Origin of the sequence: Streptomyces sp. NRRL WC-3742 (assembly GCF_000720635.1) — a bacterium.
Taxonomy (GTDB): Bacteria; Actinomycetota; Actinomycetes; order Streptomycetales; family Streptomycetaceae; genus Kitasatospora.
The window spans coordinates 17,141-43,752 of record NZ_JOCF01000064.1; the positions used below are offsets into that span (position 1 = coordinate 17,141).

At 72.1% G+C, this 26,612-nt stretch carries 22 protein-coding genes; 12 read left to right on the top strand and 10 right to left on the bottom strand.

Annotated elements, in window-relative coordinates; genetic code table 11:
- Nucleotides 1-246: 246 nt before the first annotated feature.
- On the bottom strand, nucleotides 247-2,469 hold the full coding sequence (locus IH61_RS0130040) for a (Fe-S)-binding protein (RefSeq protein ID WP_031075555.1): 2,223 nt from the start codon (nucleotides 2,467-2,469) through the stop codon (nucleotides 247-249).
- A 342-nt stretch (nucleotides 2,470-2,811) separates the two neighbouring features.
- On the opposite strand from IH61_RS0130040, the gene dnaK reads away from it, so the two are divergent.
- The 5 genes from dnaK to IH61_RS0130065 all read left to right on the top strand — a co-directional run bounded on the left by dnaK (nucleotide 2,812) and on the right by IH61_RS0130065 (nucleotide 8,318).
- Entirely contained in the window at nucleotides 2,812-4,656 is a 1,845-nt protein-coding gene (gene dnaK / locus IH61_RS0130045; RefSeq protein ID WP_031075557.1) for a molecular chaperone DnaK, read from the top strand.
- Nucleotides 4,653-5,279 carry a nucleotide exchange factor GrpE gene (gene grpE, locus IH61_RS0130050; RefSeq protein ID WP_031075558.1) on the top strand — a complete coding sequence of 209 codons (627 nt, stop codon included), beginning with the start codon at nucleotides 4,653-4,655 and terminating at the stop codon, nucleotides 5,277-5,279. Before dnaK ends, grpE begins: the two co-directional genes overlap by 4 nt.
- A 142-nt stretch (nucleotides 5,280-5,421) precedes the next feature.
- Nucleotides 5,422-6,579 (top strand): molecular chaperone DnaJ, encoded by a 1,158-nt coding sequence (gene dnaJ / locus IH61_RS0130055; protein WP_031075561.1) that lies wholly within the window; start codon nucleotides 5,422-5,424, stop codon nucleotides 6,577-6,579.
- A gap of 22 nt (nucleotides 6,580-6,601) precedes the next feature.
- Nucleotides 6,602-7,111, top strand: coding sequence for a heat shock protein transcriptional repressor HspR (locus IH61_RS0130060; protein ID WP_051838362.1), 510 nt, complete (start codon nucleotides 6,602-6,604; stop codon nucleotides 7,109-7,111).
- Between the two features lie 199 nt (nucleotides 7,112-7,310).
- On the top strand, nucleotides 7,311-8,318 hold the full coding sequence (locus IH61_RS0130065) for a TrmB family transcriptional regulator (protein WP_031075565.1): 1,008 nt from the start codon (nucleotides 7,311-7,313) through the stop codon (nucleotides 8,316-8,318).
- Nucleotides 8,319-8,390: 72 nt separating this feature from the next.
- On the opposite strand, the gene IH61_RS47310 is transcribed toward IH61_RS0130065, so the two are convergent.
- Nucleotides 8,391-8,561 (bottom strand): hypothetical protein, encoded by a 171-nt coding sequence (locus IH61_RS47310; protein WP_158845418.1) that lies wholly within the window; start codon nucleotides 8,559-8,561, stop codon nucleotides 8,391-8,393.
- Nucleotides 8,562-8,906: 345 nt separating this feature from the next.
- Between IH61_RS47310 and IH61_RS43350 the strand changes: the two genes are divergently transcribed.
- Nucleotides 8,907-9,515 carry a hypothetical protein gene (locus IH61_RS43350; RefSeq protein WP_158845421.1) on the top strand — a complete coding sequence of 203 codons (609 nt, stop codon included), beginning with the start codon at nucleotides 8,907-8,909 and terminating at the stop codon, nucleotides 9,513-9,515.
- Nucleotides 9,516-9,522: 7 nt separating this feature from the next.
- On the opposite strand, the gene IH61_RS43355 is transcribed toward IH61_RS43350, so the two are convergent.
- The 7 genes from IH61_RS43355 to IH61_RS0130110 form a co-directional block, all read right to left on the bottom strand.
- Nucleotides 9,523-10,491 carry a LuxR C-terminal-related transcriptional regulator gene (locus IH61_RS43355; RefSeq protein ID WP_031075567.1) on the bottom strand — a complete coding sequence of 323 codons (969 nt, stop codon included), beginning with the start codon at nucleotides 10,489-10,491 and terminating at the stop codon, nucleotides 9,523-9,525.
- On the bottom strand, nucleotides 10,475-11,449 hold the full coding sequence (locus tag IH61_RS43360; protein WP_031075569.1) for a LuxR C-terminal-related transcriptional regulator: 975 nt from the start codon (nucleotides 11,447-11,449) through the stop codon (nucleotides 10,475-10,477). Before IH61_RS43360 ends, IH61_RS43355 begins: the two co-directional genes overlap by 17 nt.
- Nucleotides 11,442-12,401 (bottom strand): LuxR C-terminal-related transcriptional regulator, encoded by a 960-nt coding sequence (locus tag IH61_RS0130090; protein WP_031075572.1) that lies wholly within the window; start codon nucleotides 12,399-12,401, stop codon nucleotides 11,442-11,444. The genes IH61_RS43360 and IH61_RS0130090 overlap by 8 nt, the downstream gene beginning before the upstream one ends.
- Complete coding sequence (locus IH61_RS0130095) at nucleotides 12,398-13,369, bottom strand: helix-turn-helix transcriptional regulator (RefSeq protein ID WP_031075574.1); 972 nt, start codon at nucleotides 13,367-13,369, stop codon at nucleotides 12,398-12,400. Before IH61_RS0130095 ends, IH61_RS0130090 begins: the two co-directional genes overlap by 4 nt.
- Nucleotides 13,362-14,294, bottom strand: coding sequence for a LuxR C-terminal-related transcriptional regulator (locus tag IH61_RS0130100; protein WP_031075577.1), 933 nt, complete (start codon nucleotides 14,292-14,294; stop codon nucleotides 13,362-13,364). The genes IH61_RS0130095 and IH61_RS0130100 overlap by 8 nt, the downstream gene beginning before the upstream one ends.
- A gap of 179 nt (nucleotides 14,295-14,473) precedes the next feature.
- Nucleotides 14,474-15,469, bottom strand: coding sequence for a LuxR C-terminal-related transcriptional regulator (locus tag IH61_RS0130105; protein WP_031075578.1), 996 nt, complete (start codon nucleotides 15,467-15,469; stop codon nucleotides 14,474-14,476).
- Between the two features lie 689 nt (nucleotides 15,470-16,158).
- Nucleotides 16,159-17,286, bottom strand: coding sequence for a C4-dicarboxylate ABC transporter (locus tag IH61_RS0130110; RefSeq protein WP_031075580.1), 1,128 nt, complete (start codon nucleotides 17,284-17,286; stop codon nucleotides 16,159-16,161).
- A 70-nt stretch (nucleotides 17,287-17,356) separates the two neighbouring features.
- Between IH61_RS0130110 and IH61_RS0130115 the strand changes: the two genes are divergently transcribed.
- Both IH61_RS0130115 and clpB read left to right on the top strand, forming a co-directional pair.
- Nucleotides 17,357-18,277, top strand: coding sequence for a LysR family transcriptional regulator (locus tag IH61_RS0130115; protein ID WP_031075581.1), 921 nt, complete (start codon nucleotides 17,357-17,359; stop codon nucleotides 18,275-18,277).
- Between the two features lie 92 nt (nucleotides 18,278-18,369).
- Nucleotides 18,370-20,976, top strand: a complete 2,607-nt coding sequence (gene clpB, locus IH61_RS0130120) for an ATP-dependent chaperone ClpB (RefSeq protein ID WP_031075582.1) — start codon at nucleotides 18,370-18,372, stop codon at nucleotides 20,974-20,976.
- Nucleotides 20,977-21,047: 71 nt separating this feature from the next.
- Here clpB and IH61_RS0130125 read toward each other — a convergent pair whose 3' ends face one another.
- Nucleotides 21,048-21,332, bottom strand: coding sequence for a helix-turn-helix domain-containing protein (locus IH61_RS0130125; protein ID WP_031075585.1), 285 nt, complete (start codon nucleotides 21,330-21,332; stop codon nucleotides 21,048-21,050).
- A 381-nt stretch (nucleotides 21,333-21,713) separates the two neighbouring features.
- On the opposite strand from IH61_RS0130125, the gene IH61_RS0130130 reads away from it, so the two are divergent.
- From IH61_RS0130130 to IH61_RS0130145, 4 genes are all read left to right on the top strand, one after another.
- Complete coding sequence (locus tag IH61_RS0130130) at nucleotides 21,714-22,280, top strand: YbjN domain-containing protein (protein ID WP_031075587.1); 567 nt, start codon at nucleotides 21,714-21,716, stop codon at nucleotides 22,278-22,280.
- Between the two features lie 176 nt (nucleotides 22,281-22,456).
- The gene (locus tag IH61_RS0130135; protein WP_031075590.1) at nucleotides 22,457-23,620 is read left to right on the top strand and encodes a pyridoxal phosphate-dependent aminotransferase; all 1,164 of its coding nucleotides are present in this window, start codon (nucleotides 22,457-22,459) and stop codon (nucleotides 23,618-23,620) included.
- A gap of 732 nt (nucleotides 23,621-24,352) precedes the next feature.
- Nucleotides 24,353-24,883 (top strand): DUF2617 family protein, encoded by a 531-nt coding sequence (locus IH61_RS0130140; protein ID WP_031075593.1) that lies wholly within the window; start codon nucleotides 24,353-24,355, stop codon nucleotides 24,881-24,883.
- 154 nt (nucleotides 24,884-25,037) lie between these two features.
- A partial coding sequence (locus IH61_RS0130145) for a polyamine aminopropyltransferase (protein WP_420714008.1) occupies nucleotides 25,038-26,612 on the top strand: 1,575 nt, incomplete at its 3' end.

The following is a 26,612-nucleotide window of genomic DNA, read 5'->3' on the forward strand; positions in this document are numbered from 1 at the left end:
TCCGTCGTGGTGTGCTCCCGGCCGGCCTCGGCCCGGCACGCGTCGGCCGGCGTGCGGCCGGTCCGGCGCCTACTGTATTTCCTTCGAACCGAATGCCCGTCCGGCGGTTGTGCGATCAGCGTCACTCCCCGTACCCCCGCCGTACTGCCGCAGGCCGCCCAGGACGCCGAAATGCCCGGCCCGGAAGGCGCGTTGGCGGCGTCCTCCGGGCCGGGCAGTTGTTGCAGAACCGTCGAACAGGGACGGCTAAGCGTCCGCCGTCACAGGCTCCTCGGTCTCGGCGGGCGGGGTCGCCTTCACCGAGTCGAGCAGCAGCTGGGCCACGTCGACCACCTTGAGGTGCTCCTTGGCCGCGCCCTCGTTCTTCTTGCCGTTGACGGAGTCGGAGAGCATCACCAGGCAGAACGGGCAGGCGGTGGAGACGATGTCCGGGTTGAGGGACAGCGCCTCGTCCACGCGCTCGGTGTTGATCCGCTTGCCGATGCGCTCCTCCATCCACATCCGGGCGCCGCCGGCGCCGCAGCAGAAGCCGCGCTCCTTGTGGCGGTGCATCTCCTGCTGGCGCAGGCCCGGGACCTTGTCCATGATCTCGCGCGGCGGGCTGTACACCTTGTTGTGGCGGCCCAGGTAGCACGGGTCGTGGTACGTGATCAGGCCCTCGACGGGGTTGACCGGGATCAGCTTGCCCTCGTCGATGAGGTGCTGGAGCAGCTGGGTGTGGTGGATCACCTCGAAGTGGCCGCCCAGCTGGGGGTACTCGTTGGCGATGGTGTTGAAGCAGTGCGGGCAGGTGGCCACGATCCGCTTGACCGGGGCGTCCTCGAGCGCGGCGTTCAGCGTCTCGACGTTCTGGGCGCCGAGCATCTGGAAGAGGAACTCGTTGCCCAGGCGGCGGGCGGAGTCACCGGTGCAGGACTCCTCCTTGCCGAGGATCGCGAACTTCACGCCCGCGGTGTGCAGCAGCTCGGCGAACGCCTTGGTGGTCTTCTTGGCCCGGTCCTCCAGGGCGCCGGCGCAGCCGACCCAGTAGAGGTACTCGACCTCGGCCGGCTCGATGTCCTGACCGATGACCGGCACCTCGATGCCGGTCTCCTTCTTGAGCTCCTTGACCCAGTCCAGGCGGGCCTTGGTGGCCATGCCCCACGGGTTGCCCTTGTTCTCCAGGTTCTTGAGCATCGTCCCGGCCTCGGTCGGGAACGAGGACTCGATCATCACCTGGTAGCGGCGCATGTCGACGATGTGGTCGATGTGCTCGATGTCCACCGGGCACTGCTCGACGCAGGCGCCGCAGGTGGTGCAGGACCACAGGACGTCCGGGTCGATGACGCCGTTCTCCTCCGCGGTACCGATCAGCGGGCGCTCGGCCTCGGCCAGGGCGGCCGCCGGGACGCCGGCGAGCTGCTCGGCGGTGGCCTGCTCGTTGCCCTCCATGTCCTTGCCGCCGCCGGCGAGCAGGTACGGGGCCTTGCCGTACGCGTGCTCGCGCAGGCTCATGATCAGCAGCTTCGGCGAGAGGGGCTTGCCGGTGTTCCAGGCGGGGCACTGCGACTGGCAGCGGCCGCACTCGGTGCAGGTGGAGAAGTCGAGGATGCCCTTCCAGGAGAAGTGCTCGACCTGGGAGACGCCGAAGACGGCGTCGTCGGCCGGGTCCTCGAAGTCGATCGGCTGACCGTTGCTGGTCATCGGCCGCAGCTCGCCGAGGGCGGTGCCGCCGTTCTCGTCGCGCTTGAAGTAGATGTTGAAGAAGCCCAGGAAGCGGTGCCAGGCCACGCCCATCGAGGGGTTGAGGCCGATGGTGATCGCCCACGCGAAGGAGATGCAGATCTTCAGCATCGCGAAGAGGTAGACCAGGTTCTCCAGCGTGCCGTGCGACAGGCCGCTCAGCGCGGAGACGATCGGGTACGAGACCAGGTGCTCCGGGCCGTACGAGTCGACGCCGGCCAGGGCGCCCTCCAGGGCGCGCAGCATCATGATGCAGAGGCCGATGCCGAGGATCGTGTACTCGACGTAGAACGCCTGCCAGGCGATCGAGCCGGCGAAGCGGGACTTGCGGCCCGACCGGGACGGCAGGCTCATCAGCCGGATCACGATCAGGGTCACGATGCCCAGGGTGGTCAGGGTGCCGACCAGCTCGACGAAGAGCTGCCAGATCATCCAGTGACCGATGATCGGCAGTTCCCACTCGGCGTCGAACAGCTGGCCCATCGCGTTGACGATGGTGAGCACCAGGCTGAAGAAGCCGACGGCGACGAACCAGTGGGCGATGCCGACGATCCCCCAGCGGTTCATCCTGGTGTGGCCGACGAACTCGATGGCGACGGTCTTCACGCGCTGGGCGGGCTTGCCGAAGCGGGTGGAGTCCGCGGCGCCGGTCGTCACCACCTTGAAGATGTGCCACGCCGCACGAAGGGCGAGCGCGGTGCCGATCACGAAGGTGACCAGCGAGATGACGATCGCTGCTAGCTGCATCGGCTCTCCGTCCTCCTGCGGCTTGGAGGGCAGTTGGCGGGCCAACGGTCCCTCGGGGTATTCGGTTTCCGAACTCGGGTCCCGAACTTTTCCGAACTGAGTGTACTGGTCGGTAACTTGCCGGGCCGACGGCCCGGACATTACCGGTCGGCAACGGTTCTCCAGAAGATTCCCAAGCTATGGCGGCAGTCACGCGAGTGCACCCGCGCCACGACGGCGACCGGGGCTGGAGATAAGGGCTCAGTAAAGTTGAGCGACTGGCACTCATACCTGTTGACGCCGCTCGTCGAGTCGTGCATCCTTGAGTCCGTAAAGCTCAACTCTTTCCTGGAGGTACCAACGATGGCACGCGCGGTCGGCATCGACCTCGGCACGACGAACTCGGTCGTCAGCGTTCTGGAGGGTGGCGAGCCCACCGTCATCACGAACGCCGAGGGCGCGCGGACCACGCCGTCCGTCGTCGCCTTCGCCAAGAACGGCGAGGTCCTGGTCGGCGAGGTGGCCAAGCGCCAGGCGGTCACCAACGTCGACCGCACCATCCGGTCGGTCAAGCGCCACATGGGCACCGGCTGGAAGATCAACCTCGACGGCAAGGACTTCACGCCGCAGCAGATCTCGGCCTTCGTACTGCAGAAGCTGAAGCGCGACGCGGAGGCGTACCTGGGCGAGACGGTCACCGACGCCGTCATCACCGTCCCGGCGTACTTCAACGACTCCGAGCGCCAGGCCACCAAGGAGGCCGGCGAGATCGCGGGCCTGAACGTCCTGCGCATCGTCAACGAGCCGACCGCTGCCGCCCTCGCGTACGGCCTCGACAAGGACGACCAGACCATCCTGGTCTTCGACCTCGGCGGCGGCACCTTCGACGTCTCCCTCCTGGAGATCGGCGACGGGGTCGTCGAGGTGAAGGCCACCAACGGTGACAACCACCTCGGCGGCGACGACTGGGACCAGCGCGTCGTCGACCACCTGGTCAAGGTCTTCCAGTCCGGCCACGGCGTCGACCTGTCCAAGGACAAGATGGCCCTGCAGCGTCTGCGCGAGGCCGCCGAGAAGGCCAAGATCGAGCTGTCCTCCTCCATGGAGACCTCGATCAACCTTCCGTACATCACGGCCTCCGCCGAGGGCCCGCTGCACCTGGACGAGAAGCTCACCCGCGCCCAGTTCCAGCAGCTGACCACGGACCTGCTCGAGCGCTGCAAGGTCCCGTTCAACAACGTCATCAAGGACGCCGGCATCGCGCTGTCCGAGATCGACCACGTCGTCCTCGTCGGCGGCTCGACCCGCATGCCGGCCGTCGCCGAGCTCGTCAAGGAGCTGACCGGCGGCAAGGACGCCAACAAGGGCGTCAACCCGGACGAGGTCGTCGCCATCGGCGCCTCGCTCCAGGCCGGTGTCCTCAAGGGCGAGGTCAAGGACGTCCTGCTGCTCGACGTCACCCCGCTGTCCCTCGGCATCGAGACCAAGGGCGGCATCATGACCAAGCTGATCGAGCGCAACACCACGATCCCGACCAAGCGCTCCGAGATCTTCACCACGGCCGAGGACAACCAGCCGTCCGTGCAGATCCAGGTCTACCAGGGCGAGCGCGACATCGCCGCGTACAACAAGAAGCTCGGGATGTTCGAGCTCACGGGCCTGCCGCCGGCGCCGCGCGGCCTGCCGCAGATCGAGGTCACCTTCGACATCGACGCCAACGGCATCATGCACGTCGGTGCCAAGGACCTCGGCACCGGCAAGGAGCAGAAGATGACCGTCACCGGCGGCTCCTCGCTGCCGAAGGACGAGGTCGACCGCATGCGCCGCGAGGCCGAGCAGTACGCCGAGGACGACCACAAGCGCCGCGAGGCCGTCGAGACGCGCAACTCCGCCGAGCAGCTCGTCTACTCGACCGAGAAGTTCATCGCCGACAACACCGAGAAGCTCCCGGCCGACGTCAAGACCGAGGTCGAGACCGCCATCGGCGAGCTCAAGGAAGCCCTCAAGGGCGAGGACATCGCGAAGATCCGCGAAGCCTCCGAGAAGGTCTCCACCACCGCGCAGAAGCTCGGCCAGGCGCTCTACGCCAACGCCGACGCCCCCGCCGGTGCGGCCGCGGCCGGCGACTCGGCCCAGGCCAAGGAAGACGACGTCGTCGACGCCGAGATCGTGGACGACGAGAAGCCCAAGGGCGGTGCGTCGGCATGACGGACAAGCCGCAGGGCGGCAAGCCCGGCGACGACTCCGCCGCCGAAGAGGCCGTCATCAAGGCCGCCGAGGAGGCCGCTGCGGCCGGTGCCGGCTCGGAGGGCGGCACCGACGAGCTGGCCGCCGCCAAGCGCGAGGCCGGAGAGCGCACCGCCGACCTCCAGCGCCTCCAGGCCGAGTACCAGAACTACCGCAAGCGGGTCGAGCGCGACCGGCTGACCGTCCGCGAGATCGCGATCTCCAACATCCTGGAGTCGCTGATCCCGGTCCTGGACGACATCGGCCGCGCCCGCGAGCACGGCGAGGTGACGGGCGGCTTCAAGTCCGTCGCCGAGTCGCTGGAGACGGTCGTCGCCAAGCTGGGCCTCCAGCAGTTCGGCAAGGAGGGCGAGCCCTTCGACCCGACCATGCACGAGGCGCTCATGCACAGCTACTCCTCGGACGTCACCGAGGACACCTGCGTGCAGATCCTCCAGCCCGGTTACCGCATCGGCGAGCGGATCATCCGCCCCGCCATGGTCGCCGTCGCGGAGCCCCAGCCGGGCACCACCACGACCTCCGCCCCGGACTCCGAGGCGAAGTCCGCCGACGCGGACAAGGCCGACGGTGGCTCGGACAGCTGACAAACGGTGACAGCTGACAACCTGTGCGCTGCGGAGTCGTACGCCGGTAACCCCGGCCGACTCCGCAGCGCGCTGTCAACAGCCCTTTCCCACTTGACTGTTGACAGCACTGTGACGATGGACTCGGGAGGTGGCTCAAGCCGTGAGCGGTAAGGACTACGTGGAGAAGGACTACTACAAGGTCCTCGGCGTGCCCAAGGACGCCACCGCCACCGAGATCAAGAAGACCTACCGCAAGCTGGCCCGCGAGTTCCACCCCGACGCCAACAAGGGTGACGCCAAGGCCGAGGAGCGGTTCAAGGACATCTCCGAGGCGTACGACGTCCTCTCCGACGAGAAGCGCCGCAAGGAGTACGACGAGGCCCGCAGCCTCTTCGCCAACGGTGGCTTCCGCGCCGGCGGCGGCCCGGGCACCGGCAGCTACAGCTTCGACTTCGGCGACCTGTTCAGCGGCACCCAGGGCGGCGGCGGCAGCGGCGGGATCGGCGACGTCTTCGGCGGCCTGTTCAACCGCACCGGCACCCGGCAGGCCCAGCCCCGGCGAGGCGCGGACGTCGAGACCGAGGTGACGCTCTCCTTCGAGGAGGCCGTCGACGGCGCGACCGTCCCCCTGCGGATGACCAGCCAGTCCCCCTGCCGCACCTGCAACGGCACCGGCGCCAAGGCCGGCACCACCCCGCGGGTCTGCCCCACCTGCGTCGGCGCCGGCACCGTCAGCCGCGGCCAGGGCGCCTTCGCGCTCTCCGAGCCCTGCAAGGACTGCCGCGGCCGGGGCATGATCGTCGACGACCCCTGCACCGACTGCCACGGCAGCGGCCGCGCCAGCTCCGCCCGCACCATGCAGGTGCGCATCCCCGCCGGCGTCCAGGCCGACCAGCGCATCCGGCTCAAGGGCAAGGGCGCCCAGGGCGAACGCGGCGGACAGCCCGGCGACCTCTACGTCACCGTGCACGTCGACCCCCACGCCGTCTTCGGCCGTAAGGGCGACAACCTGACCGTCACCGTCCCGGTCACCTTCCCCGAGGCCACCCTCGGCGCCACCATCGAGGTGCCCACGCTCGGCGGCCCCGCCGTCAAGCTCAAGCTCCCGCCGGGCAGCGCCAACGGCCTCACCATGCGCGCCCGCGGCAAGGGCGCCACCCGCAAGGACGGCACCCGCGGCGACCTCCTCGTCACCGTCGAGGTCGTGGTGCCGCAGAGCGTCACCGGAGACGCCCTGAACGCACTGGAGCAGTACCGCGAGGCCACCGCCTCCGACGACCCGCGAGCCGCCCTGTTCCGGGCGGCGAAGGGAGCGTGACGACCAGATGTCCCCGAACCCGATGACCCCCGACAGCGGCCCGATCGGCCCCGGCCTCGGCGAGGGCCTGCCCGGCGACGGCCCGCGCCGCCGCCGGGCCCCGGCCGCGCCGCAGTACGTGCTCACGGAGGAGACTCCGGTGTACGTCATCTCCGTCGCCGCCGAACTGTCCGGCCTGCACCCGCAGACCCTGCGCCAGTACGACCGCCTCGGGCTCGTCAGCCCCGACCGCACCGCCGGGCGCGGCCGCCGCTACTCCGCCCGCGACATCGAGCAGCTGCGCGAGGTCCAGCGCCTCTCCCAGGACGAGGGCATCAACCTGGCCGGCATCAAGCGGATCATCGAGCTGGAGAACCAGGTCGCCGCCCTCCAGGCCCGGGTCGCCGAACTCGTCGACTCCCTCGAAGGCGCGGCCGCCGCCCTCCAGCAGCGCGAGGCCGCGGTCCACGCCTCCTACCGCCGCGACCTCGTCCCCTACCAGCCGCCCTCCCCCCACTCCAGCGCCCTCGTCGTCTGGCGCCCCAAGCGCTGACCGAGCGCCCCCTAGCCGCCGGTTCCCTCCTGTCCGGGGGGTGCCGGCGGCTGGTGTCTTGGTGAGAGAGTGCTCCCTGCAGCCGTATGCCGAGTTCGCCCATCAGCTGCTGATCCCCGTGAAAGACCCCTATGATCCCAGCGGGAATCGCACCGCTCAGCCCTCGTCCGGTTCTGAACAAACACCAGGGAGCCGCAAAATGACCGAGACGGCCGAACCGGGGCTCACATCAGGCGGGCTCGGTGTTCTCTCCGTCGACGCCCGGGAACTCTATCTCCGGGTGATCGAGAATCACGGTCGGCTGTCATGCGAGGAGAGAAGCAATACCGAGGCCAAGCACCTGCAGGAACTCCTCGATATCGGCTTGCTGGTGCCCGACACCGACGAACCCGATGTGCTCACCGCCACCGACCCGCAGCAACTCTCCGAAAGCCTCATCTCGTCGTGGCAGCGCAAGGCTCTCGATCTGCTGTCACGGGCGGAGGACCTCCCGGGGGACCTGAAGGATTTGGCCGCGGCGTTCCACGCTCCCAAGCAATCCGGCGGAACGATCGAATACCTTCAGGGAAAAGCGCTCATCAACCAACGGCTCAGCCAACTGACGAACGCGTGCACCGAGGAGTTCCTGGCCGCGCAGCCCGGCGGGCCCCGCCCTCCGGAAATGCTCGAACGCAGCCGCGACCGTGATCTCGCCCTGCTCCAACGGGGTGCGGTAACCCGGACGATCTACCACCCGAGCACCAGGTACCACGCGGCCACTCGGGACTACGTCCTCGCCATCACCGAGGCCGGCGGACACGTCAGAACCCTCGACGAACCCTACGCCAGACTGATCATCGTCGACCGCCGGACCGCGATCATCCCCATCGCGGACGACCTGAGCACCGCGGCCTTCATCCACGACCGGGCCATCATCAGTTTCTTCGTGTCGGAGATCTTCGACCGGAACTGGAATCGCGCCCTGGAATTCGACGGTGACCGGATCGTCCCCCAGCAGGTGGTGTCGAGCCTACGGCAGACGATCATCGACCTTCTGCTCAAGGGCACCAGTCACCGTGTGATAGCCCGCAGTCTCGGAATCAGCGAGCGCACCCTGGCTCGGCACATCGCCGACATGCGGGAGGACTACCAGGTCGACTCGCTCTTCCAGCTGGGATACGTCCTGGCGCGGGCCGCCCACCACGAGCGCCCCGACGGCTTCAACTAGAGGTCGATCCCCGGCCGGGACGGTCCACGCCCCGGCACCGTTGTCGTACGGGTCCGCGCAACGGCCGGAACCTCAGCTCCAGTTGCTGTCCATCTCCTGGACCGTACGCGCCTGCTGAGTCGTCTGCGTCCCCTGGTCGGCAGGGGTGCCCGCGCCGAGCTGGAGGTAGGCGCCGACGGCCAGCGCACCGGCCAGGGCAGCCACGGCAACCGCGACGCGAGCGTTACGAATCGTGCGAAGCATGCGATCACACCTTCCAGGGGAACAGCGTCAGAGCAAAGACAACGTTTCATCAACCGCCCCACATAATGCCGCAGCGATCACCGTCGCGCCATAGCCCCCCTTCCCGGGAGTGCGTCATCTCCATGCCAGGCATGGAGATGCCACGCTGCAGGAGTGGACTGGGCCGCTGGTAACGATGGACGATCAGTTCGCTTCCGATGGTCCCGGCAAGCTCACCACACTTGCCGATGTACCTTCAAAAAAGCTTTACCCGCTCCCCGAGTGCCCGACAAGGGCCTCGACATCACCCGCGCTTTAACCACCGGACCTGGTGAACCCGGTCAGCCACTCCCCCGGAGTCGACACATGTCTGAGCCCTACCTGCGTCACCACGACAGCCAGGCCCCTGAGGGCCGTCGTGCACGTGTGTTCCTGGCCGCCCCGCTGATGCGGCTGACCGGGCCCGCCGACAGTGTGGTCACGCTCGCCAGCCGGACGCGGCTGACGACGCTGCGCACCACTCTCCTCCGCAGCGGTGCCGCCGTGTACAGCGCGCACCACAGTGACGCCTGGACCGTCGCCGGCCGTGCGCCGGAGCCCCGGGTCCCGTCCGACTTCCGGGCGCTGCAGTCCGCGGACCTCGTGTTCGCGTACGTCGGCGCGCCGCTGTCGGCCGGGGTGAGCCTGGAGCTGGGATGGGCGTCGGCGCTGCGGAAGCCGATCGTCCTCCTCGTCGACGAGGCCATCACCCACAACCCGCTGATCGCCACCATCGAGCAGGTCGCCCCCGTCCTGCCGCTCGTCTTCGACGACACCTGGTCGCAGGAGGCGCTCAACCACACCGTCGAGACCGCCCTGGACTGGGCCGGCATGGCGCTCTCGCTCCGCGAGGGCTTCTGGACCGCGCCCGGCGAGCAGTTCGCCGTCCCCCGGCAGCAGCAGGGCTACTGGCCGACCGGCGCCGCGACCGGCTGAGCGGAAGTCACCTCCCGGACTCCCCCGTCGTCCGGGCTCCCCGCATCCGCCAGCCGAGTTGGAACAGCGTCTCCGCGTCGTAGAGCTCACGCAGCCGGGCGATGTGAGCGGCCACCGTCCGCTCGCTCAGCCCCAGCCGAGTGGCGATCGCCCGCTGCGTGAGCCCCTGCGCCAGGAGGCGGCCCACCTGCTCGTGCACGACCGGCGCGGTCGGGCCGGCGGCAAGCGCCTCCCAGTCCACGATCTGCGCCCGCTGCCACTGCTGCTCGAACACGCCGACCAGGTAGCCGACCAGCGCCGGATCCTCCACCACCGCGGCCACCGCGTTGTCGGCCGACGCCGGGACCAGGGCGATCGCCCGGTCGAAGATCAGCGTCCTGGTGAACGGCCCCTCCAGCACCCGGATCGGGGATCCCATCCGGGTCGACTCGCGGGCGAGTTCGACGGTGTGCGGATCGCCGCAGACGGACGGCTCGAAGATGGTCCGCTCCGTACCGCCCGCCTCGAGGTAGCGACGGCTCACCGCCAGGGTGTCCGCGGTGTGTTGGGGCGGCCGGGGCCCGCCCGGCTGGGCGGCCAGCGACTCGTGCGGGTAGTCCCTGGCGATCTGTGACAGCAGGTGGCGGATCTCCTCGGGCCCGGCCACCCTGCGGATCCCGCCCGCCGCCTCCGTGCGGCGCGGGGCCGTGTCGTACGCCTGGGCCAGGTCGTCGAGAAGATCCGGGACGAGGGCCGCCCGGGCGAGCAACCGGGCGCTCTCCTCGCGCAGTTCCGCCCCGAGCCGCTCGCCGACCGCCCGGGGGTTCACCGCGCTGTACGAGCCGTCCGCGATCCGCAGCACCAGCAGGCCGAGGTCCGAGAGCTCCTTGACCGCCGGCTCGTCCTCCGGGCGGATCTCGCCGAGCCGGACACGGCCGCCCTGGTGGAGGATCGCCCGGTAGAGCTCGCGGGCCGCGGCGTCAGGAAGCCCGGTCACGGTCGGTCCCCTGCATCTGCCAGCCGAGTTGGAACAGCGTCTCCGCGTCGTACAGTTCGCGCAGCCGCGCGATGTGGCCGGCGACGGTGCGCTCGCTCAGGCCCAGGCGGGAGGCGATCGACCGCTGGGTGAGCCCCTGCGCCAGGAGGCGGCCGACCTGCTCGTGCACGACCGGGGCGGCGGGCCCCGCAGTGAGGGCCTCCCAGTCCACCGTCTGGGCCCGGCGCCACTGCTGCTCGAAGACGTCGACCATGTACGCGACCATCACCGGCTCCTCGATCACGGCGGCCGCCGAGTTGTCCGGGGCCGCGGGGATGACCGCCACGGTGCGGTCGAAGATCAGCGCGCGGGTGAACGGGGCGTTCAGGATGCGGATGCGCGAGCCGACCTTCGTCGCTTCCACGGCGAACTCGATGTGCTCCTGCGTCAACCGTGCCTGCGGCTCGTACAGGGTACGGATCGAGCCGCCGCCCGCGAGGTAGCGGCGCGTCTGGGCCAGGGAGTCGGCGCGGTGCGCGGGCGGGTGGACCTTGCCGGGCTGGGCGGTGAGGACCTCGTGCGGATAGTCCCGGGCGAACTGGCTCAGCAGGTGCCGGATCTCGCCCGTGCCCGACACCCGCTGCACCCCGCCGACCGGCTCGGCCCGCCGCGGGGCGGCGTCGTACGCCTGCGCCAGGTCGTCCAGCAGGTCGGGCACGAGCGCGGCACGGACGAGCAGTTCGGCACTCCTCTCCCGCAGGTCCGCGCCGAGGCGCTCACTGACCACCCGCGGGTTCACCGTGCTGTACGAGTGGTCGGCGATCCGCAGATCGAGCAGACCGAGAGCGACCAACTGCCTGAACGCCGGCTCGTCCTCGGCCCGCACCTCCTCCGGCCGCAGACGGCCGCCGCCCCGCAGGATCGCCCGGTAGAGCTCGCGGGCCCCCGGGTCGGGAAGGTCGAGTGCGGATTCAGCCATTGCGGGTGCCTCGCATCTGCCAGCCGAGTTGGAAGAGGGTCTCGGCGTCGTAGAGCTCGCGCAGTCGGGCGATGTGGGCGGCGACGGTGCGCTCGCTGAGGCCGAGGCGGGTGGCGATGGCGCGTTGGGTGAGGCCCCGGGCGAGGAGGGGGCCGACCTGTTCGGGGGTGGCGAGGTCGGTGGGGGTGTCGGCGAGGGCGGACCAGTTGACGCCTTCGGCGAGGCGCCAGTAGTTCTCGAAGACCTCGGCGAGGAAGGCGACGGTGGCCGGGTCCTCGACGAAGGCGGCGGCGTCGGCTCCGGCGGGGATGACGGCCACGGTGCGGTCGAAGACCATCATCTTGGGGAGGGCGAACGGCGCGACGCGGATGTGGCAGCCGAGTTCGGTGAGGCGGGCCGCGAGCAGGACGGTGCCGGGGTCGAAGCGGGCGCCGGACTCGTAGAGGGTGCGGATGGAGCCGCCGAGACCGAGGAAGCGGCGGGCGTGGTCGAGGATGTCGTCGGCCGCGTCGGCCGGGCGGGCGCCGCCGGGGTGGAGGGAGAGGGCTTCGTGGAGGAGGTCCTCGGAGAGCTGGGAGATCCGGTGGCGGATGTTCTCGGCGCCCTCGACGATGTGGGTGGAGCCGGTGCAGCCGTGGTCGCGCGGGGCGGAGTCGTAGGCGGCGACGAGGTCGCCGAGGAGGTCGGGCAGTTCGTCGGCCTGCCGCAGCAGCCGGGTGCCGGCGGCGCGCAGGTCGGCGCCGACGCGGGCGGTGACGGAGCGCGGGTTGACGGCGCTGAGCGAGCCGTCGGAGACGTACGGCTTCAGCAGGCCGAGGTCCAGCAGGGACTGGACGGTCTCGGCGTCCTCGGGCGGGATGTCGGCGATCCGGATGCGGCCGCCGGCGTGCAGGATCTGCCGGTAGAGGGCCCGGGCGGGGGCGTCGGGCAGGGTGAAGCCTCGGTCGGTCATGACTGGTCCCCTCGCATCTGCCAGCCGAGTTGGAACAAGGTCTCGGCGTCGTGCTGTTCCCGCAGGCGGGCGATGTGGGCGGCGACGGTGCGCTCGCTCAGGCCCAGGCGGGTGGCGACGGCGCGCTGGGTGAGGCCCCGGGCGAGGAGGCGGGCGATCTGGGTCTGGCTGACGGGTTCGGTCGAACCGTCCTCCAGGGACGCCCAGTTGACGCCTTCGGCGCGCCGCCAGAGTTGCTCGAAGGTGTCGACGACGAAGGCGACGGTCGGTGCGTCGTCGACGACGGCGGCGCTCTCGTAGTCGGGCGAGGCGGGGAGGACGGCCACCGTGCGGTCGAAGACCAGGAAGCGCATGAACGCCCCGTCCAGCACCCGGATGCTGCTGCCGAGCCGGGTGGCGGCCGCGGCGTAGCGCACCGAGGCGGGGTCGGTGCGGCTGGTCTGTTCGAAGAGGGAGCGCAGGACGCCGCCGCCCGCGAGGTAGCGGCGGGTGCGGTCGAGGGAGTCGTCGAGGAGGTCGGGGCGGCGGGCGTCCCCGGGCTGGGCGGCGAGGCTCTCGTTGGGGTAGGCGTGGACGAGTTGGGACAGCGTGTGCCGGATCTCGGCCCGTCCGGTGACGATCCGGCTGCCGGTTCGGTGGACCTCGCGCCGGGGGGCGGTGTCGTAGGCGTGCGCGAGGTCGCGCATCTGCTCGGGGATCCGGTCGGCCTCGGCGAGGAGGCGGGCGCTGGTGCGGCGGATTTCGGCACCGATCCGGTCGGCGACGGGCCTCGGGTCGACGGCGCTGTACGAGTTGTCGAGCAGCTGCGGGACGAGCAGCCCGAGGTCGACGAGCCGGCGCAGGGCGGGCGCGTCCTCCTCGCAGAGGTCGGCGGCGCGCACGAAGCCGCCCTCGCGCAGGACGGCCAGGTAGAGCGCCCGGGCGGCGGTGTCCGGGAGGACGGCGGCGAGCGAGGGGGACTCAGGCATCGCCGGCCCCGCGCATCTGCCAGCCGAGGTGGAAGAGGGTCTGGGCGCCGTAGCGTTCGCGCAGCCGGGCGATGTGCGCGGCGACGGTGCGCTCGCTCAGCCCCAGCCGGACGGCCACCACGCGCTGGGTGAGGCCCCGGGCGAGCAGGCGGCCGACGCGGACGGTGGTGGGGTGCGGGGGGCCGAGGTGGCCTTCGACGGGGGTGGCGCGGGTCCAGTCCCGTTCGAAGCGGGTGATCAGGAAGGCGATGGTGGCCTGGTCGGTGAGGAAGACGGCGCTGTTGCTGCCCTCGCCGGCGGGGATGACGGCGGTCGACCGGTCGAAGAGCATCATCCGCGCGTACGGTTCGGCGAGGACGCGGATCTGGGCGCCCGCTCCGGTGCGCAGGGAGATCTGCTCCAGCACCGGGCGTTCGGTGGCGGCGACGGGCTGGTACAGCGTGCGCATGGCGCAGCCCCGTCGCAGCAGGGCGAGGTCCCGGGGCAGGTGCGAGCGCATGGCCTCGACGGGGCGCGGCCCGGGCTGGGCGGAGAGGAACTCCTCGCGGCAGTCGGCGATGAGGCCCGCGATGCGGCCGCGGATGGCGTCGTCGCCGTCGAGGTGGACGGAGCGGACGGCGGGGGCGGCCGGGGGCTGGGCACTGTCGTACGCCAGGGCGAGCGGGGCGAGGCTGTCGGGGAGGTGCTCGGCGCGCTGGAGGAGCCGGGTGGCGCGGGTGCGCAGCTCGCCGCCGAGGCGGTCGCCGAGGGCGCGCGGGCTGGCGGCGGTCCAGCCGCTGGTGGTGGGTGTGAGCAGGCCGCGGGCGACGAGGGCGGCCAGGGTGGGGCGGTCCTCGGGGCCGAGGTCCTCGGGGCGCAGGCGTCCGCCGCGGCGGACGGCGGCGAGGTAGAGGGCGCCCTCGGCCGGGCCGGGTTCGTCGGTCATCGCGGGCCTCCCCCCCTCGGTGTCTGCGGAGTTCTGGGTCATCGCTGTCGCCTCCGTGGCTCGTCGGCGGTCATCGCGGGGGTCATCGCGGGGGCCGGAACGGGCGCGCGGACCGGCGGCGGGCGGCCCGGCGGCAGTGCTCGGACCGGCGGAGGCGCGCGGACCGGCGGAGGCGGGCGTCAGCCGTCATCGCGCGAGCCCCTCATCAGCCAGCCGAGCTGGAAGAGGGTCTGGGCCCCGTACCGGTCGCGCAGCCGGGAGATGTGCGCGGCGACGGTGCGTTCGCTCAGGCCCAGCCGGGTGGCGACGGCCTTCTGGGTGAGGCCCCGGACGAGGAGGCGGCCGACCCGGTCGGGGACGGCCGGGGCGGGTCCGTGGCCGAGGGCGGCGGCGGCTTCGGCGGGGTCGGCGCGGACCCAGTCCCGTTCGAAGGCGCCGACGAAGAAGGAGACGGCGGCCTGGTCGCTGATGAAGGCGGCCACGTTGTCGTCGTCCTCGACCGGGACGACGGCGACGGCGCGGTCGAGGATGATCAGCCGGGGGAAGGGCTCGTCCAGGACGCGCAGCTGCGAGCCGTACCGGGTGACCTCCTCGGCGTAGGCGAGGGCGGCGGGTTCGGTGAGGGCGACGGGCTGGTAGATGGTGCGCAGTTCGCAGCCGCGCTGGAGCAGCCGGACGTCCTGGAGGCGGGCCACGCGCAGGGATTCGCTGGGCCGCCGGCCGGGCTGGGCGGTGAGGACCTCGGTGCGGCAGTCCGAGACGAGTTGGGCGATCCGCTGCCGGATGTGGACGTGCCCCTCGACGTAGACGGCCTCGCCGGGGCGGCCGGGCCGCTCGGCCATCTCGTCGTAGGCGCGGGTGAGGCCGTCGAGCGCGTGCGGGAGGCTCTCGGCGCGGACGAGCAACCGGGTGGCCTCGCTGCGCAGTTCGGCGCCGAGCCGGTCGCTGACGGAGCGGGGGCTGACGGCGGTGTAGCCGTCGTTGAGGGCGTTGGGGCTGAGCAGGCCGAGGTCGAGGAGCTGGCGCAGCGCGGTCTGGTCGGCGTCCTGGGCCGCGGCGGCGCTGATGCGGCCGCCTTCGGCGAGCACGTCGTAGTAGAGCTGCCGGGCGGCCTCGTCGGGTTCGTCCCCCTCGGGCCCCTGGTGGTGCGGCGCGACCGCCGGTTCCGCCGTCACGTCGCACACTCCCTGCCGGACGCCTCTCCCCTGGTGCCGCCCCCGTTCGCGTCGGTCGGCGGTGCCGCCGACGGGAGGTGCCCGCCGACGATGGTCTTCCGCCGGCGGGGGTGTCCGAGACCGAGGTGCGTCTGCGGCCCGGCCCACCGGGTGTGATCACGGTACCGGGCTGAGGGCGGACCCCCGGGCCCGGGTGCCGTCGCACACCGGGGCCCCCGGGGGCCGCCATCACCACGCCAGGCCAAGGCGCTTCCTTCGAGGTGGAGCAGCAACACCTCGATGGCTCCGGGATCCGAGTCCATCACCACACATGGACCCGGGCCCGGCGCTCTTCCCCCCCGTTCCACCGGCACGGGACGATGCACCGGTGGTCAGTTCCGAAGAGCAAGCCGCCACCGTCGGGCTGCGGTGCCCGGTCGGCTTGGCGTGACTCCACTTTCACAGTGTGACGGCCGGTGAACAAGTGCCCCTCGAGTGCATGTTCGCGCAATTGCAGTTATCTGCACCCGGAGGCGCCCGGAACCATCCGGTCGGCCGGTTGGATTCGGGTGAAGAAGGCCCCGGTGAAGGGGCGTTGACGCTCCGCATCAGCGCAGCCGATTGGCCGTTCACGGTCATTCATGCAGCTTCGGGTTCCTGCAATCGGTCCCGCCGGAACGGCTTCCGGGCGGGGCCCGCGAGCACGGTCCTCAGCGGGCCAGCAGCCGGCCGCGGACGAGGCCCGAGACCGTGCCGCCGGCCGCCGCCACCCAGGCGGCGAGGAGCAGCACGTACAGCCCGGTGGCGAGCCCGGTGAAACCGCCGAAGCCGGTGTGCCGGGCGAGCGCGGAGGCGCCGGTGACGCAGGTTCCGACGGGGAAGGTGTACGCCCACCAGGTCATCGCGAAGGGCATCCCGGCGCGGCGGGCGCGCAGGTTGGCGGCGGCCGCGACGGCCAGCCAGAGCATCGCGACGGCGATCACCGCGACGCCGTACAGCTCGGCGAGGGCCGCCATGGCGGGCGCCAGCGCCGGCAGCACCGGGCGGGCGGCGTCGGAGAGCTGGTGGACGGCGGTGACGGACTGGCCGAGCGGCCCGAGCACCAGGAACAGCGAGGGGGTGAGCACCAGGGTGGGCAGCTTGCTGTGGAACAGCCCGGTGAACACCACGGGCAGCATCACCAGCGTGGCCAGCAGCCCGATCCCGAACAGCCCCCAGCAGCCGTACAGCATGGCCTCCTGCGCCCGCCCGGCCGGCAGGTGCGGGACGAGCACCGGGCCGCAGGCCGAGGCGACCAGCGGGGCGACCACGGGCAGCAGCCAGGTCGGGTTGGCCTCCAGGGCGGAGACCGGGTGCCGGGTGATCATCAGGTACGGGATGCCGGCGGCCACCGCCAGCGCGTACAGGGTGCCGAGGCTCCAGAGCACCGCGTCGAGGGCGATCGCCGGGCCGGTGCCGATGACCCGGGAGCCGACCAGCATCGTGCCCAGGCCCACCGAGAGCAGGGCCATCGGCGGGCAGCCGTAGAAGACGGCGACGGCCGGGCGGTCCAGCAGCTGAGCGGCGGCCTCCTGCCGGTGCCGGGTGAGGTGGACGGCCCGGGCCGCGACCAGCACCAGCAGGGCCGCCAGGGCGAGCGCCCACATCGCCTCGCCGAAGCCGATCAGCCCGGGTACCCGTACGGGCAGGGCGGCGGCGCCGTTGGCGACGATCGCGGTGCCCATCACGGCGGCGTACCAGTTGGGGCCGAGCTGGGCGAGGTCGAAGCGACCGCGCAGGCCGGCGCGGGTGGCGGGGCGGAGGGGCAGGCGGAGGGGGTGCGCGGCCGAAGTGGACATGTCTCCACCGTCGCCGCCGGGCCCCGTCTCCGGTAGCGCCCGGCGTTCTATGAGGACATAGCCTGCACCTATGGCCCTCTCCCCCCACGTCCCCGAACTCGGCGCCCTGGAACTCCTGCTCGCGGTCGCTCGCCTGGGCAGCGTCGGCCGGGCGGCCACCGAGCTCGGGGTGAGCCAGCCGACCGCCAGCGCCCGGATCAAGGGCATGGAGCGCCAGATCGGCGTCCCCCTGCTGGACCGCTCCCCGCGCGGCTCCACGCCGACGGAGGCGGGCCGGCTGGTGGTCGAGTGGGCCCGGCAGGTGGTGGAGGCCGCGCAGGCGCTGGACGCCGGGATCGACGCGCTGCGGGGGCGGCGGGACGCCAAGCTGCGGGTCGTCGCCAGCCTGACCGTGGCCGAGTACCTGGTGCCCGGCTGGCTGCTCGCCCTGGCCGAGGTCAGCCCGGGGACGGCGGTGACGCTGCGGACGGCCAACTCGGCGCGGGTCGCCGAGCACGTGCTGGCCGGGAACGCCGACCTCGGCTTCATCGAGAGCCCGACCGTCCCGGCGGGCCTGGCCGGGACGGTGGTGGCGGCGGACTCCCTGGTGGTCGTGGTCGCCCCCGGCCACCCGTGGGCGCGGCGGCGCACCCCGCTCACCGGGCCGGAGCTGGCCGCCACCCCGCTGGTGCTGCGCGAGCCGGGCTCGGGCACCCGGGAGGTGCTGGAGGCGGCGCTGGCGCCGTACGGGGGCGCGGCGCTGCCCCGGATGGAGCTGGCCTCGACCACGGCGCTCAAGGCGGCGGCGATGACGGGCGCCGGGCCCGTCTGCCTGAGCGAACTGGTGGTGTCGGAGGAGCTGGCCACCCGCCGGCTGGTCGCGGTGCCGCTGGCGGACGGGCTGGACCTGCGGCGCCCGCTGCGCGCCGTCTGGCCGCAGGGGCAGCGGCCGGGCGGGCCGGCCCGGGAGCTGCTGTCGCTGACCCGCAGCAGCCGGAGGAGCCCGACCTGAGCCCGACCTCTCAAAGTTGAGCGGAATAGACTCAAGGTAGTGCATGCTGTACGTAGCAACCGAGTGAAGGACGACGAGGAGGCCCCCCAGCAGTGGACGCCAGCAAGTTCACCACCAAGACGCAGGACGCCCTGTCCGCCGCGATCCGGCAGGCCGGCTCGGCCGGCAATCCGGACGTCAAGCCGGTGCACATCCTGATCGCCCTGCTGGAACAGCCCGAGGGCATCGCCCGGCCCCTCCTGGAGGCGGTCGGCGCGGACGTCGCCCGGGTCGACGCGGAGGCGCGCCGCCAGCTGACGGCCCTGCCCAGCGCGATGGGCTCCACCGTCGCCGCGCCCCAGCTCGCCCGGGACACCCTCGCGGTGCTCACCGAGGCCGGCAAGCGCGCCGACGACCTGGACGACCAGTACGTCTCCACCGAGCACCTGATGGTCGGCCTGGCCGCCGAGGGCGGCGCGGTCGCCGAGCTGCTGGTGCGGCAGGACGCCACGCCCAAGGCGCTGCTCGCCGCCTTCAAGGACGTCCGCGGCAGCGGCAAGGTCACCTCGCCCGACCCCGAGGGCACCTACAAGGCCCTGGAGAAGTTCGGCACCGACCTCACCCAGGCCGCCCGGGACGGCAAGCTCGACCCGGTCATCGGCCGCGACCACGAGATCCGCCGGGTGATCCAGGTGCTCTCCCGCCGCACCAAGAACAACCCGGTGCTGATCGGCGAGCCCGGCGTCGGCAAGACGGCCGTCGTCGAGGGCCTGGCCCAGCGCATCGTCGCCGGGGACGTCCCGGAGTCGCTGCGCGGCAAGCGGCTGGTCGCGCTGGACCTCAGCGCGATGGTCGCGGGCGCCAAGTACCGCGGCGAGTTCGAGGAGCGGCTCAAGGCCGTCCTGAACGACATCAAGGCGTCCGACGGCCAGGTCGTCACCTTCATCGACGAGCTGCACACCATGGTCGGCGCGGGCGCCGGCGGCGACTCCGCGATGGACGCGGGCAACATGCTCAAGCCGATGCTGGCCCGCGGCGAGCTGCGGATGGTCGGCGCCACCACGCTCGACGAGTACCGCGAGCGCATCGAGAAGGACCCGGCCCTGGAGCGCCGCTTCCAGCAGGTGCTGGTCGGCGAGCCCAGCGTCGAGGACTCGATCGCCATCCTGCGCGGCCTCAAGGGCCGGTACGAGGCGCACCACAAGGTGCAGATCGCGGACGCCGCCCTGGTCGCCGCCGCCACCCTGTCCAACCGCTACATCACCTCCCGCTTCCTGCCCGACAAGGCGATCGACCTGGTCGACGAGGCGGCCTCCCGGCTGCGGATGGAGATCGACTCCTCCCCCGTCGAGATCGACGAACTCCAGCGCTCCGTCGACCGGTTGCGCATGGAGGAGCTGGCCCTGGAGAAGGAGTCCGACCCGGCCTCCGTCGACCGGCTGGCCCGCCTGCGGCGCGACCTCGCCGACCGGAACGAGCAGTTGAGCGTGCTGACGGCACGCTGGGAGCAGGAGAAGAAGAGCCTCAACCACGTCGGCGAGCTCAAGGAGCGCCTCGACGACCTGCACGGCGCCCTCGAACGCGCCCAGCGCGACGGGGACTTCGAGCGGGCGTCCAAGCTGATGTACGCCGAGATCCCGGCCGCCGAGCAGGAGCTCACCGAGGCCCAGGAGCGCGCCGCGGACCAGGATGCGTCGGCCTCGATGGTCAAGGAGGAGGTCGGCCCGGACGACGTGGCCGACGTGGTCTCCTCCTGGACGGGCATCCCGGCCGGCCGCCTCCTGGAGGGCGAGAGCGCCAAACTCCTGCGCATGGAGGAGGAGTTGGGCAGGCGCCTGATCGGCCAGAGCGAGGCCGTCCAGGCCGTCTCGGACGCGGTGCGCCGCACCCGCTCCGGCATCGCCGACCCCGACCGCCCGACCGGCTCCTTCCTGTTCCTCGGCCCCACCGGCGTCGGCAAGACCGAACTCGCCAAGGCCCTCGCCGACTTCCTCTTCGACGACGAGCGGGCGATGGTCCGCATCGACATGAGCGAGTACGGCGAGAAGCACTCCGTCTCCCGGCTCGTCGGCGCCCCGCCCGGGTACGTCGGCTACGAGGAGGGCGGCCAGCTCACCGAGGCCGTCCGCCGTCGCCCGTACAGCGTGGTGCTGCTGGACGAGGTGGAGAAGGCCCACCCCGAGGTCTTCGACGTGCTGCTCCAGGTGCTCGACGACGGCCGGCTCACCGACGGCCAGGGCCGGACGGTGGACTTCCGCAACACGATCCTGATCCTCACCTCCAACCTGGGCAGCCAGTACCTGGTGGACCTGGCCACCCCGGAGGAGAAGAAGAAGGCACTGGTCCTGGACTCCGTCCGGGCCGCGTTCAAGCCGGAGTTCCTCAACCGGCTCGACGACATCGTGGTCTTCGACCCGCTGGGCACCGCCGAGCTGAGCCGCATCGTCGACCTCCAGATCGCCCGCCTCGGCGAGCGGCTGCGCGAGCGGCGCCTCACCCTGGACGTCTCCGAGGCCGCCCGCGACTGGCTGTCCCTGACCGGGTACGACCCGGCGTACGGGGCCCGGCCGCTGCGGCGGCTGGTGCAGTCCGCGATCGGCGACCAGCTGGCCCGGGAGATCCTCTCCGGCCGGGTGCACGACGGGGACACCGTCCTGGTCGAGCGGGGCGAGGAGGGCGACCGCCTCACCGTCCGCAGCCGCGGGCCGCTCGAGAAGTAGCCGCAGGAGCACCCTCGGTACGGGCCGCCGCCCCCTGCTCCACGCAGGGGCGGCGGCCCGTACGGCAACCCCTAGTCGGCCATCACGCTGGGTTCACGCCTGCGGGTGCGGTCCCGCCAGCTGCGCGCCAGGCGGTGCAGTTCGGCGCCCTGGGAGTCCGGCAGGTTCCAGGTCTGGGTGAGCAGCCGCAGCGTGGAGACCCTGGGACAGGACACCCCCCGCTCCAGGTCACGGATCGAGCGGACGCTCAACCCCGAAGCCTCCCCCAGCTGCTCCTGCGTCATGCCCCGGTCCAGCCGTATGCCCCGCAGCAGCGCCCCCAGCGATACCCCCTCATCGACCAACGGCCTGTCCACGTCTCTTCCCCCTTGTGTAGGTGTTTCTCAACTCGCCCTTGCGAAACGGGTGTTACCGACAGCGAGTTCCGTCGCACGCTAACCGCATCCGAATCGCTCGGCAGGCGAACCGTCGGGCCCGGGGCGTGACGTGGCTCACTCCCGGCCCGGCCCGCGCCCGGCTGGGCACCCAGCGTGACCGATTCCGCCCCGAACACCCGGAACGCCCCCGCCCACGGGCCCCCGATCGCGCCCGGAAAACCCCCGCGCCGGCCCGCGCGCGAAGATCGACGCGAGCCCGGCGGCCCCTGTGAGGCAGGCCCCGAATGAGGCAGGATGGGAGGTGGAAAGGGCGGCCTCTCATTGCCGGCCACCACGTGCACTGAGGAATGAGGACCCCCAATGAGCATCGACCCGTCGTCCATCCCGTCCTTCGGCCTGCCCCAGGGCGGCGGCCAGCCCGGCGGCCAGGGCGAGCGGCCGGCCGGCCCGCCGCCGATCATCGTCCCGGACCAGAACCTGGTGACCCAGCTCCTCGACCAGATGCAGCTCAAGCACGTCGTGGACGAGGAGGGCGACCTCACCGCCCCCTGGGACGGCTTCCGGGTCTACTACATGTTCCGCGGCGACCAGAAGGAGCTCTTCGCGGTCCGCTCCTTCTACGACCGCTCGTACCCGCTGGAGCAGAAGGGCGAGATCCTCGACCTGATCGACGAGTGGAACCGCGAGACCCTCTGGCCGAAGATCTACACCCACACCCACGAGGACGGCGTCGTCCGTCTGATCGGTGAGGCCCAGATGATCGTCGGCACCGGCGTCAACCTGGACTACTTCGTCACCACCACCGCCAACTGGACCCAGGCCGCGGTCGGCTTCGAGCAGTGGATCGTGGAGCGCCTCGGCCTGCAGAAGGACATCGAGGGTGAGAACGGCGAGGACGGCTCCCCCGAGGGCACCGAGGAGTCCTGAGCCTCCCCCTCCTCTCCGCACTCGCGCGGAACGGCCCGCCACCGCGATCGACGCGGCGGCGGGCCGTTCCCGTCCGCGCTGCCTGTCTCCGGCCTGCTTGTCCCCCGGCTTGCTTGTCCCCGGCTTCCCCGCGGCCCGATGATGACCTCGACGACGAGCCGTGAGGAGCCTTTCGCATGGGTACGAGGCCGCTGCTGAACCGCCGACTGGCCGGGATGGGCACGACGATCTTCGCCGAGATGTCCGCCCTGGCGGTGAGGACCGGCTCGATCAACCTCGGCCAGGGCTTCCCGGACACCGACGGGCCTCGCGAGATCGCCGAGGCCGCCGCCGACGCCGTCCTCGACGGCCGCGGCAACCAGTACCCGCCCGGCCCCGGCATCCCCGAGCTGCGTACCGCCGTCGCCGAGCACCAGCAGCGCTTCCACGGCCTCACCTACGACCCCGACACCGAGGTGCTGGTCACCGCCGGCGCCACCGAGGCCATCGCCGCCGCCCTGCTCGCCCTGCTGGAGCCGGGCGACGAGGTGATCGCCTTCGAGCCCTTCTACGACTCCTACGCCGCCTGCATCGCCATGGCCGGCGCCGTCCGCGTCCCGCTCACTCTCCGGGCCCCAACCTTCCGGCCCGACCTGGATGAGCTGCGCGCCCTGATCACCCCGCGCACCCGCCTGCTGCTGATCAACACCCCGCACAACCCCACCGGCACCGTCCTCACCGCCGAGGAACTGCGCACCATCGCCGAACTCGCCGTCGAGCACGACCTCCTGGTGGTCACCGACGAGGTCTACGAGCACCTCGTCTTCGGCACCGCCGTCCACCACCCCATCGCCGCCCTGCCCGGCATGCGCGAACGCACCGTCTCCATCTCCTCCGCCGGCAAGACCTTCTCCTTCACCGGCTGGAAGGTCGGCTGGGTGACGGCGGCCCCCGCCCTGGTCAGCGCCGTCCGCACCGCCAAGCAGTACCTCACGTACGTCAGCGCCGGCCCCTTCCAGTACGCCGTCGCCGAAGCCCTGCGGCTGCCCGACACCTACTTCGAACAGTTCCGCGCCGACCTGCTGCGCAAGCGCGACCTGCTGCTCGACGGCCTCACCGCCGCCGGTTTCCGCGCCTTCACCCCCGAGGGCACCTACTTCATCACCACCGACATCACCCCGCTCGGCGAGAAGGACGGCATCGAGTTCTGCCGCTCCCTCCCCGAGCGCTGCGGCGTCGTCGCCATCCCCAACGCCGTCTTCTACGACGACGCCGACGCCGGCCGCAGCCTCGTCCGCTTCACCTTCTGCAAGAAGGACGAGGTCCTGGCCGAGGCGGTGACCCGCCTCCAGCGGCTCTGAGGCGACGGCTGGTTGGGGGCCTGCGGCGGGCCGCCTTTCCGGAAGGAATTCCGGAAAGGCGGCCCTTACGCATCGAGCGAACCGGAATTCGGGAGTGATCGGCGGTTCGACGCCCTGTGACCGAACTCCCGGACGTGCCGCGCCCGAGCCGCGCCCGAGCCGCGACTTCAGGAGCCCGGCCCCGGTTCGCTGCAAACCGGACGGCTGGTCCGGTAGCGCGTTGCGCGCGACCGGCGCGCGCTGGTGTCTGCGCGCCCCCTTGAAGGGGAGCAATTCTGGCCCGACGTCCGTTCTGATCATGGCTCAACTGCCGTGAGGGACCTGCGGGTTCGATGCCCCGGAGGCATATCTGGCGATCTCTCCGGCAGGGCCGTCCGGGGCCCGCGCCCGGCCGGCGGGGGAGGGTGGCGCGTGGAGTGCGAGGGAGGCGCGCACCCCGAGCGCACGGCGCGTGAACCGGTCGCAGGAGCGCGCGCGGTGCAGAGTCGCACACCGGGTCGATCAGAGCGGGGAACCGGATGTGCTCGAAACGGTGAATGCTTGACAAAGATGGGTAAATCGCCGACGGGCCCGGTGTATTCGTGCTTCCCTGCTGCTGACTCTCCAGCCGGAATCCTTCCTTCCACGGTCGGCCGCGCCCAGGGCCGCACAGCCACGAACAGCCTCGCCATCGCCTAGGCCAAGTCGCTGCTGCTCGGCGGGCGCGCACGGAGCTGAAACGCGGAGCCGAGCATGCTCACCACACTGCAGACCTCCTATACGGACACCCGGGCCGGTGACCTGGCCTGGTGCCTCGGCGGCGACCCGCTGCCCGCGCTCGCCGTCCGCGACCTGAGACTCGACGGCCGAGGGAACCCCGGCGCCTCCGGCACCCTGCAGCTGCGGCTGCTCGGCGCCTCGCACCAGGTGGTCATCGAGGCCGGCCCCGGCAACTGCCTGGAGACCGTCGCCTGCCTGCCCGGCCGCCGCACCCCGCTGCCCGCCCGGGTCGCCAAGCAGATCGGCGGCTGGGAGTACGAGTTCGCGGCCAGGATCGAGGTGATGCCGCCGCACGACTTCGCGGCCCGCGCCCAGGAGATCCTGGCCCTGGTCGAGGGCCATCCGCGGGGCCTCGCCGGGGTCTTCCCGGGGGACCCGAGCGCCTTCACCGCGCTGGTCACCCAGGGCGGCACCGACCGGCTCCTCTGGCGCACCTGGCACGCCTACCCGCAGGAGGGGCAGCTGGTCTGCACCCGCTCCTCGCTCGTGGTGTCGGGGGCATGATCCGCGAGAGCCGGGACGGCACCCCCGATCCGGTCATAGCCCACGCATCGACCGCCCCCGGTTCGCACGCAGGAACGGTTCGTCAACCGAGCGGCCCGCACTGTCCGTCGAATGGGCGCAGCTATCCGTCCCGCACGTCCCCTAGCGTTTGTTCGTGATCAACCATCCGGCCGGTCCCCCCGCCCACGCGGGAGTGGACCTCGACGACGGCACCCCTCCCCGGCCCGGGCGCGGGCTCGTCCCCCTGCCCGCCCGCCGTCGGTCCCGGCTGCGCTCACACCCCCGGCTCGCCCGGCTGACCGTCCTGCTGGCCGCGTTCGTCTGCGCGGCCTGCGGGCTGGTGTACGAGCTCGAACTCGTCGCGCTCGGCGACTACCTGCTCGGGGACACCGTCACCCAGACCTCGGTGGTGCTCTCCGTCATGGTGTTCGCGATGGGCCTCGGCTCGCTGCTCGCCAAGCGCTTCACCCGGCGGCCCGCCACCGCCTTCGCCCTCGTCGAGTGCGCGCTGGCCCTCACCGGCGGCCTCTCCGTCCTCGCCCTCTACTCCTGCTGGGCCTGGATCGGCCGCTACCAGGCCGCGATGGTCGGCCTGACCTGCCTCATCGGCATCCTCATCGGCGCCGAGATCCCCCTGCTGATGACCCTCATACAGCGCATCCGGCGCGAGGACGCCGGCCGTGCCGTCGCCGACCTCTTCGCCGCCGACTACGTGGGCGCGCTCATCGGGGGCCTCGCCTTCCCCTTCCTGATCCTGCCCACCCTCGGGCCGGGCGACGGCGCGCTCCTGACCGGCGCCGTCAACGCCGTCGCCGGGGCCGCCGTGGTGCTCTGGCTGTTCCGCGAGGAACCCGCCCCCCGGATACGACGGCTGCTCTGGGCCGGCTGCGCCCTCGTCCTCGCGCTGCTCGCGGCCGCCGCCGCGGGCTCCGACGGCATCGAACGCGCCGCCCGGCACGCGCTCTACGGCGACCAGGTGCGCTACGCCACCCGCAGCCGCCTCCAGGAGATCGTGCTCACCGGCCCGGCCGAAGGCCCCCTGAGGCTCTACCTGGACGGGCGGCTCGCGGTCTGCGGGCCCGACGAGTACCGGGGCAGCGAAGCCCTGGTCCACCCCGCGATGGCCGCCGGGCCGGACGCCCGGGTCCTGCTCCTCGGCGGCGGCGACGGCCTCGCCCTGCGGGAGGTGCTGCGGCACCGGGGCGTCCGCTCCGTCGAGCTCGTGGACGCCGACCCGGCCCTGCCCCGACTCGCCCGCACCGACCCGGGCCTCGCCGCCCTGGGCGGGCACTCCATGGACGACCCCCGGGTGCGGGCCACCGCCGCCGACCCGATGGCCTGGCTGCGCGGCGCCGCCGACGGCCCGTACGACGTGGTGCTCGCCGACCTGCCGGCCCCCGCGGACGGCGGGCCGGTCAAGTTCCACTCCCAGGAGTTCTACGGCCTCGCCGCCCGGCTCCTCGCCCCCGGCGGGCGCCTGGCCGTCCGCGGCGGCGGGAAGGAGGACGGGCTCTGGCCGATCGAGTCCGGCCTGCGGGCCGCGGGCCTGCGCACCACCCCGTACGCCGTCCCCGGCAGCGCCACCGCCGCCTGCCGGCCCGGGCCGGGCGACGCGGCCGCGACGCAGGACTTCCTCCTCGCCGCCGCCGACCGGCCCCCGCTCGCCCTCGCCCCCGACGCCCCGCCCCCGCGCACCCTCGACCCCGACACCCTCCGCACCTCCACCGCC

Bases quoted from the DNA above. Each gene is read 5' to 3' on its own strand.
- IH61_RS0130130 (WP_031075587.1), top strand. From the start codon at position 21,714: ATGAGCATCGACCCGTCGTCCATCCCGTCCTTCGGCCTGCCCCAGGGC.
- IH61_RS0130060 (WP_051838362.1), top strand. From the start codon at position 6,602: ATGACCCCCGACAGCGGCCCGATCGGCCCCGGCCTCGGCGAGGGCCTG.
- IH61_RS0130140 (WP_031075593.1), top strand. From the start codon at position 24,353: ATGCTCACCACACTGCAGACCTCCTATACGGACACCCGGGCCGGTGAC.
- IH61_RS0130040 (WP_031075555.1), bottom strand. From the start codon at position 2,469: ATGCAGCTAGCAGCGATCGTCATCTCGCTGGTCACCTTCGTGATCGGC.
- IH61_RS0130090 (WP_031075572.1), bottom strand. From the start codon at position 12,401: ATGACCGACCGAGGCTTCACCCTGCCCGACGCCCCCGCCCGGGCCCTC.
- IH61_RS47310 (WP_158845418.1), bottom strand. From the start codon at position 8,561: ATGCTTCGCACGATTCGTAACGCTCGCGTCGCGGTTGCCGTGGCTGCC.
- IH61_RS0130100 (WP_031075577.1), bottom strand. From the start codon at position 14,294: ATGACCGACGAACCCGGCCCGGCCGAGGGCGCCCTCTACCTCGCCGCC.
- dnaK (WP_031075557.1), top strand. From the start codon at position 2,812: ATGGCACGCGCGGTCGGCATCGACCTCGGCACGACGAACTCGGTCGTC.
- IH61_RS43350 (WP_158845421.1), top strand. From the start codon at position 8,907: ATGTCTGAGCCCTACCTGCGTCACCACGACAGCCAGGCCCCTGAGGGC.
- IH61_RS43360 (WP_031075569.1), bottom strand. From the start codon at position 11,449: ATGGCTGAATCCGCACTCGACCTTCCCGACCCGGGGGCCCGCGAGCTC.
- IH61_RS0130065 (WP_031075565.1), top strand. From the start codon at position 7,311: ATGACCGAGACGGCCGAACCGGGGCTCACATCAGGCGGGCTCGGTGTT.
- IH61_RS0130135 (WP_031075590.1), top strand. From the start codon at position 22,457: ATGGGTACGAGGCCGCTGCTGAACCGCCGACTGGCCGGGATGGGCACG.
- IH61_RS0130110 (WP_031075580.1), bottom strand. From the start codon at position 17,286: ATGTCCACTTCGGCCGCGCACCCCCTCCGCCTGCCCCTCCGCCCCGCC.
- IH61_RS0130115 (WP_031075581.1), top strand. From the start codon at position 17,357: ATGGCCCTCTCCCCCCACGTCCCCGAACTCGGCGCCCTGGAACTCCTG.
- IH61_RS0130095 (WP_031075574.1), bottom strand. From the start codon at position 13,369: ATGCCTGAGTCCCCCTCGCTCGCCGCCGTCCTCCCGGACACCGCCGCC.
- grpE (WP_031075558.1), top strand. From the start codon at position 4,653: ATGACGGACAAGCCGCAGGGCGGCAAGCCCGGCGACGACTCCGCCGCC.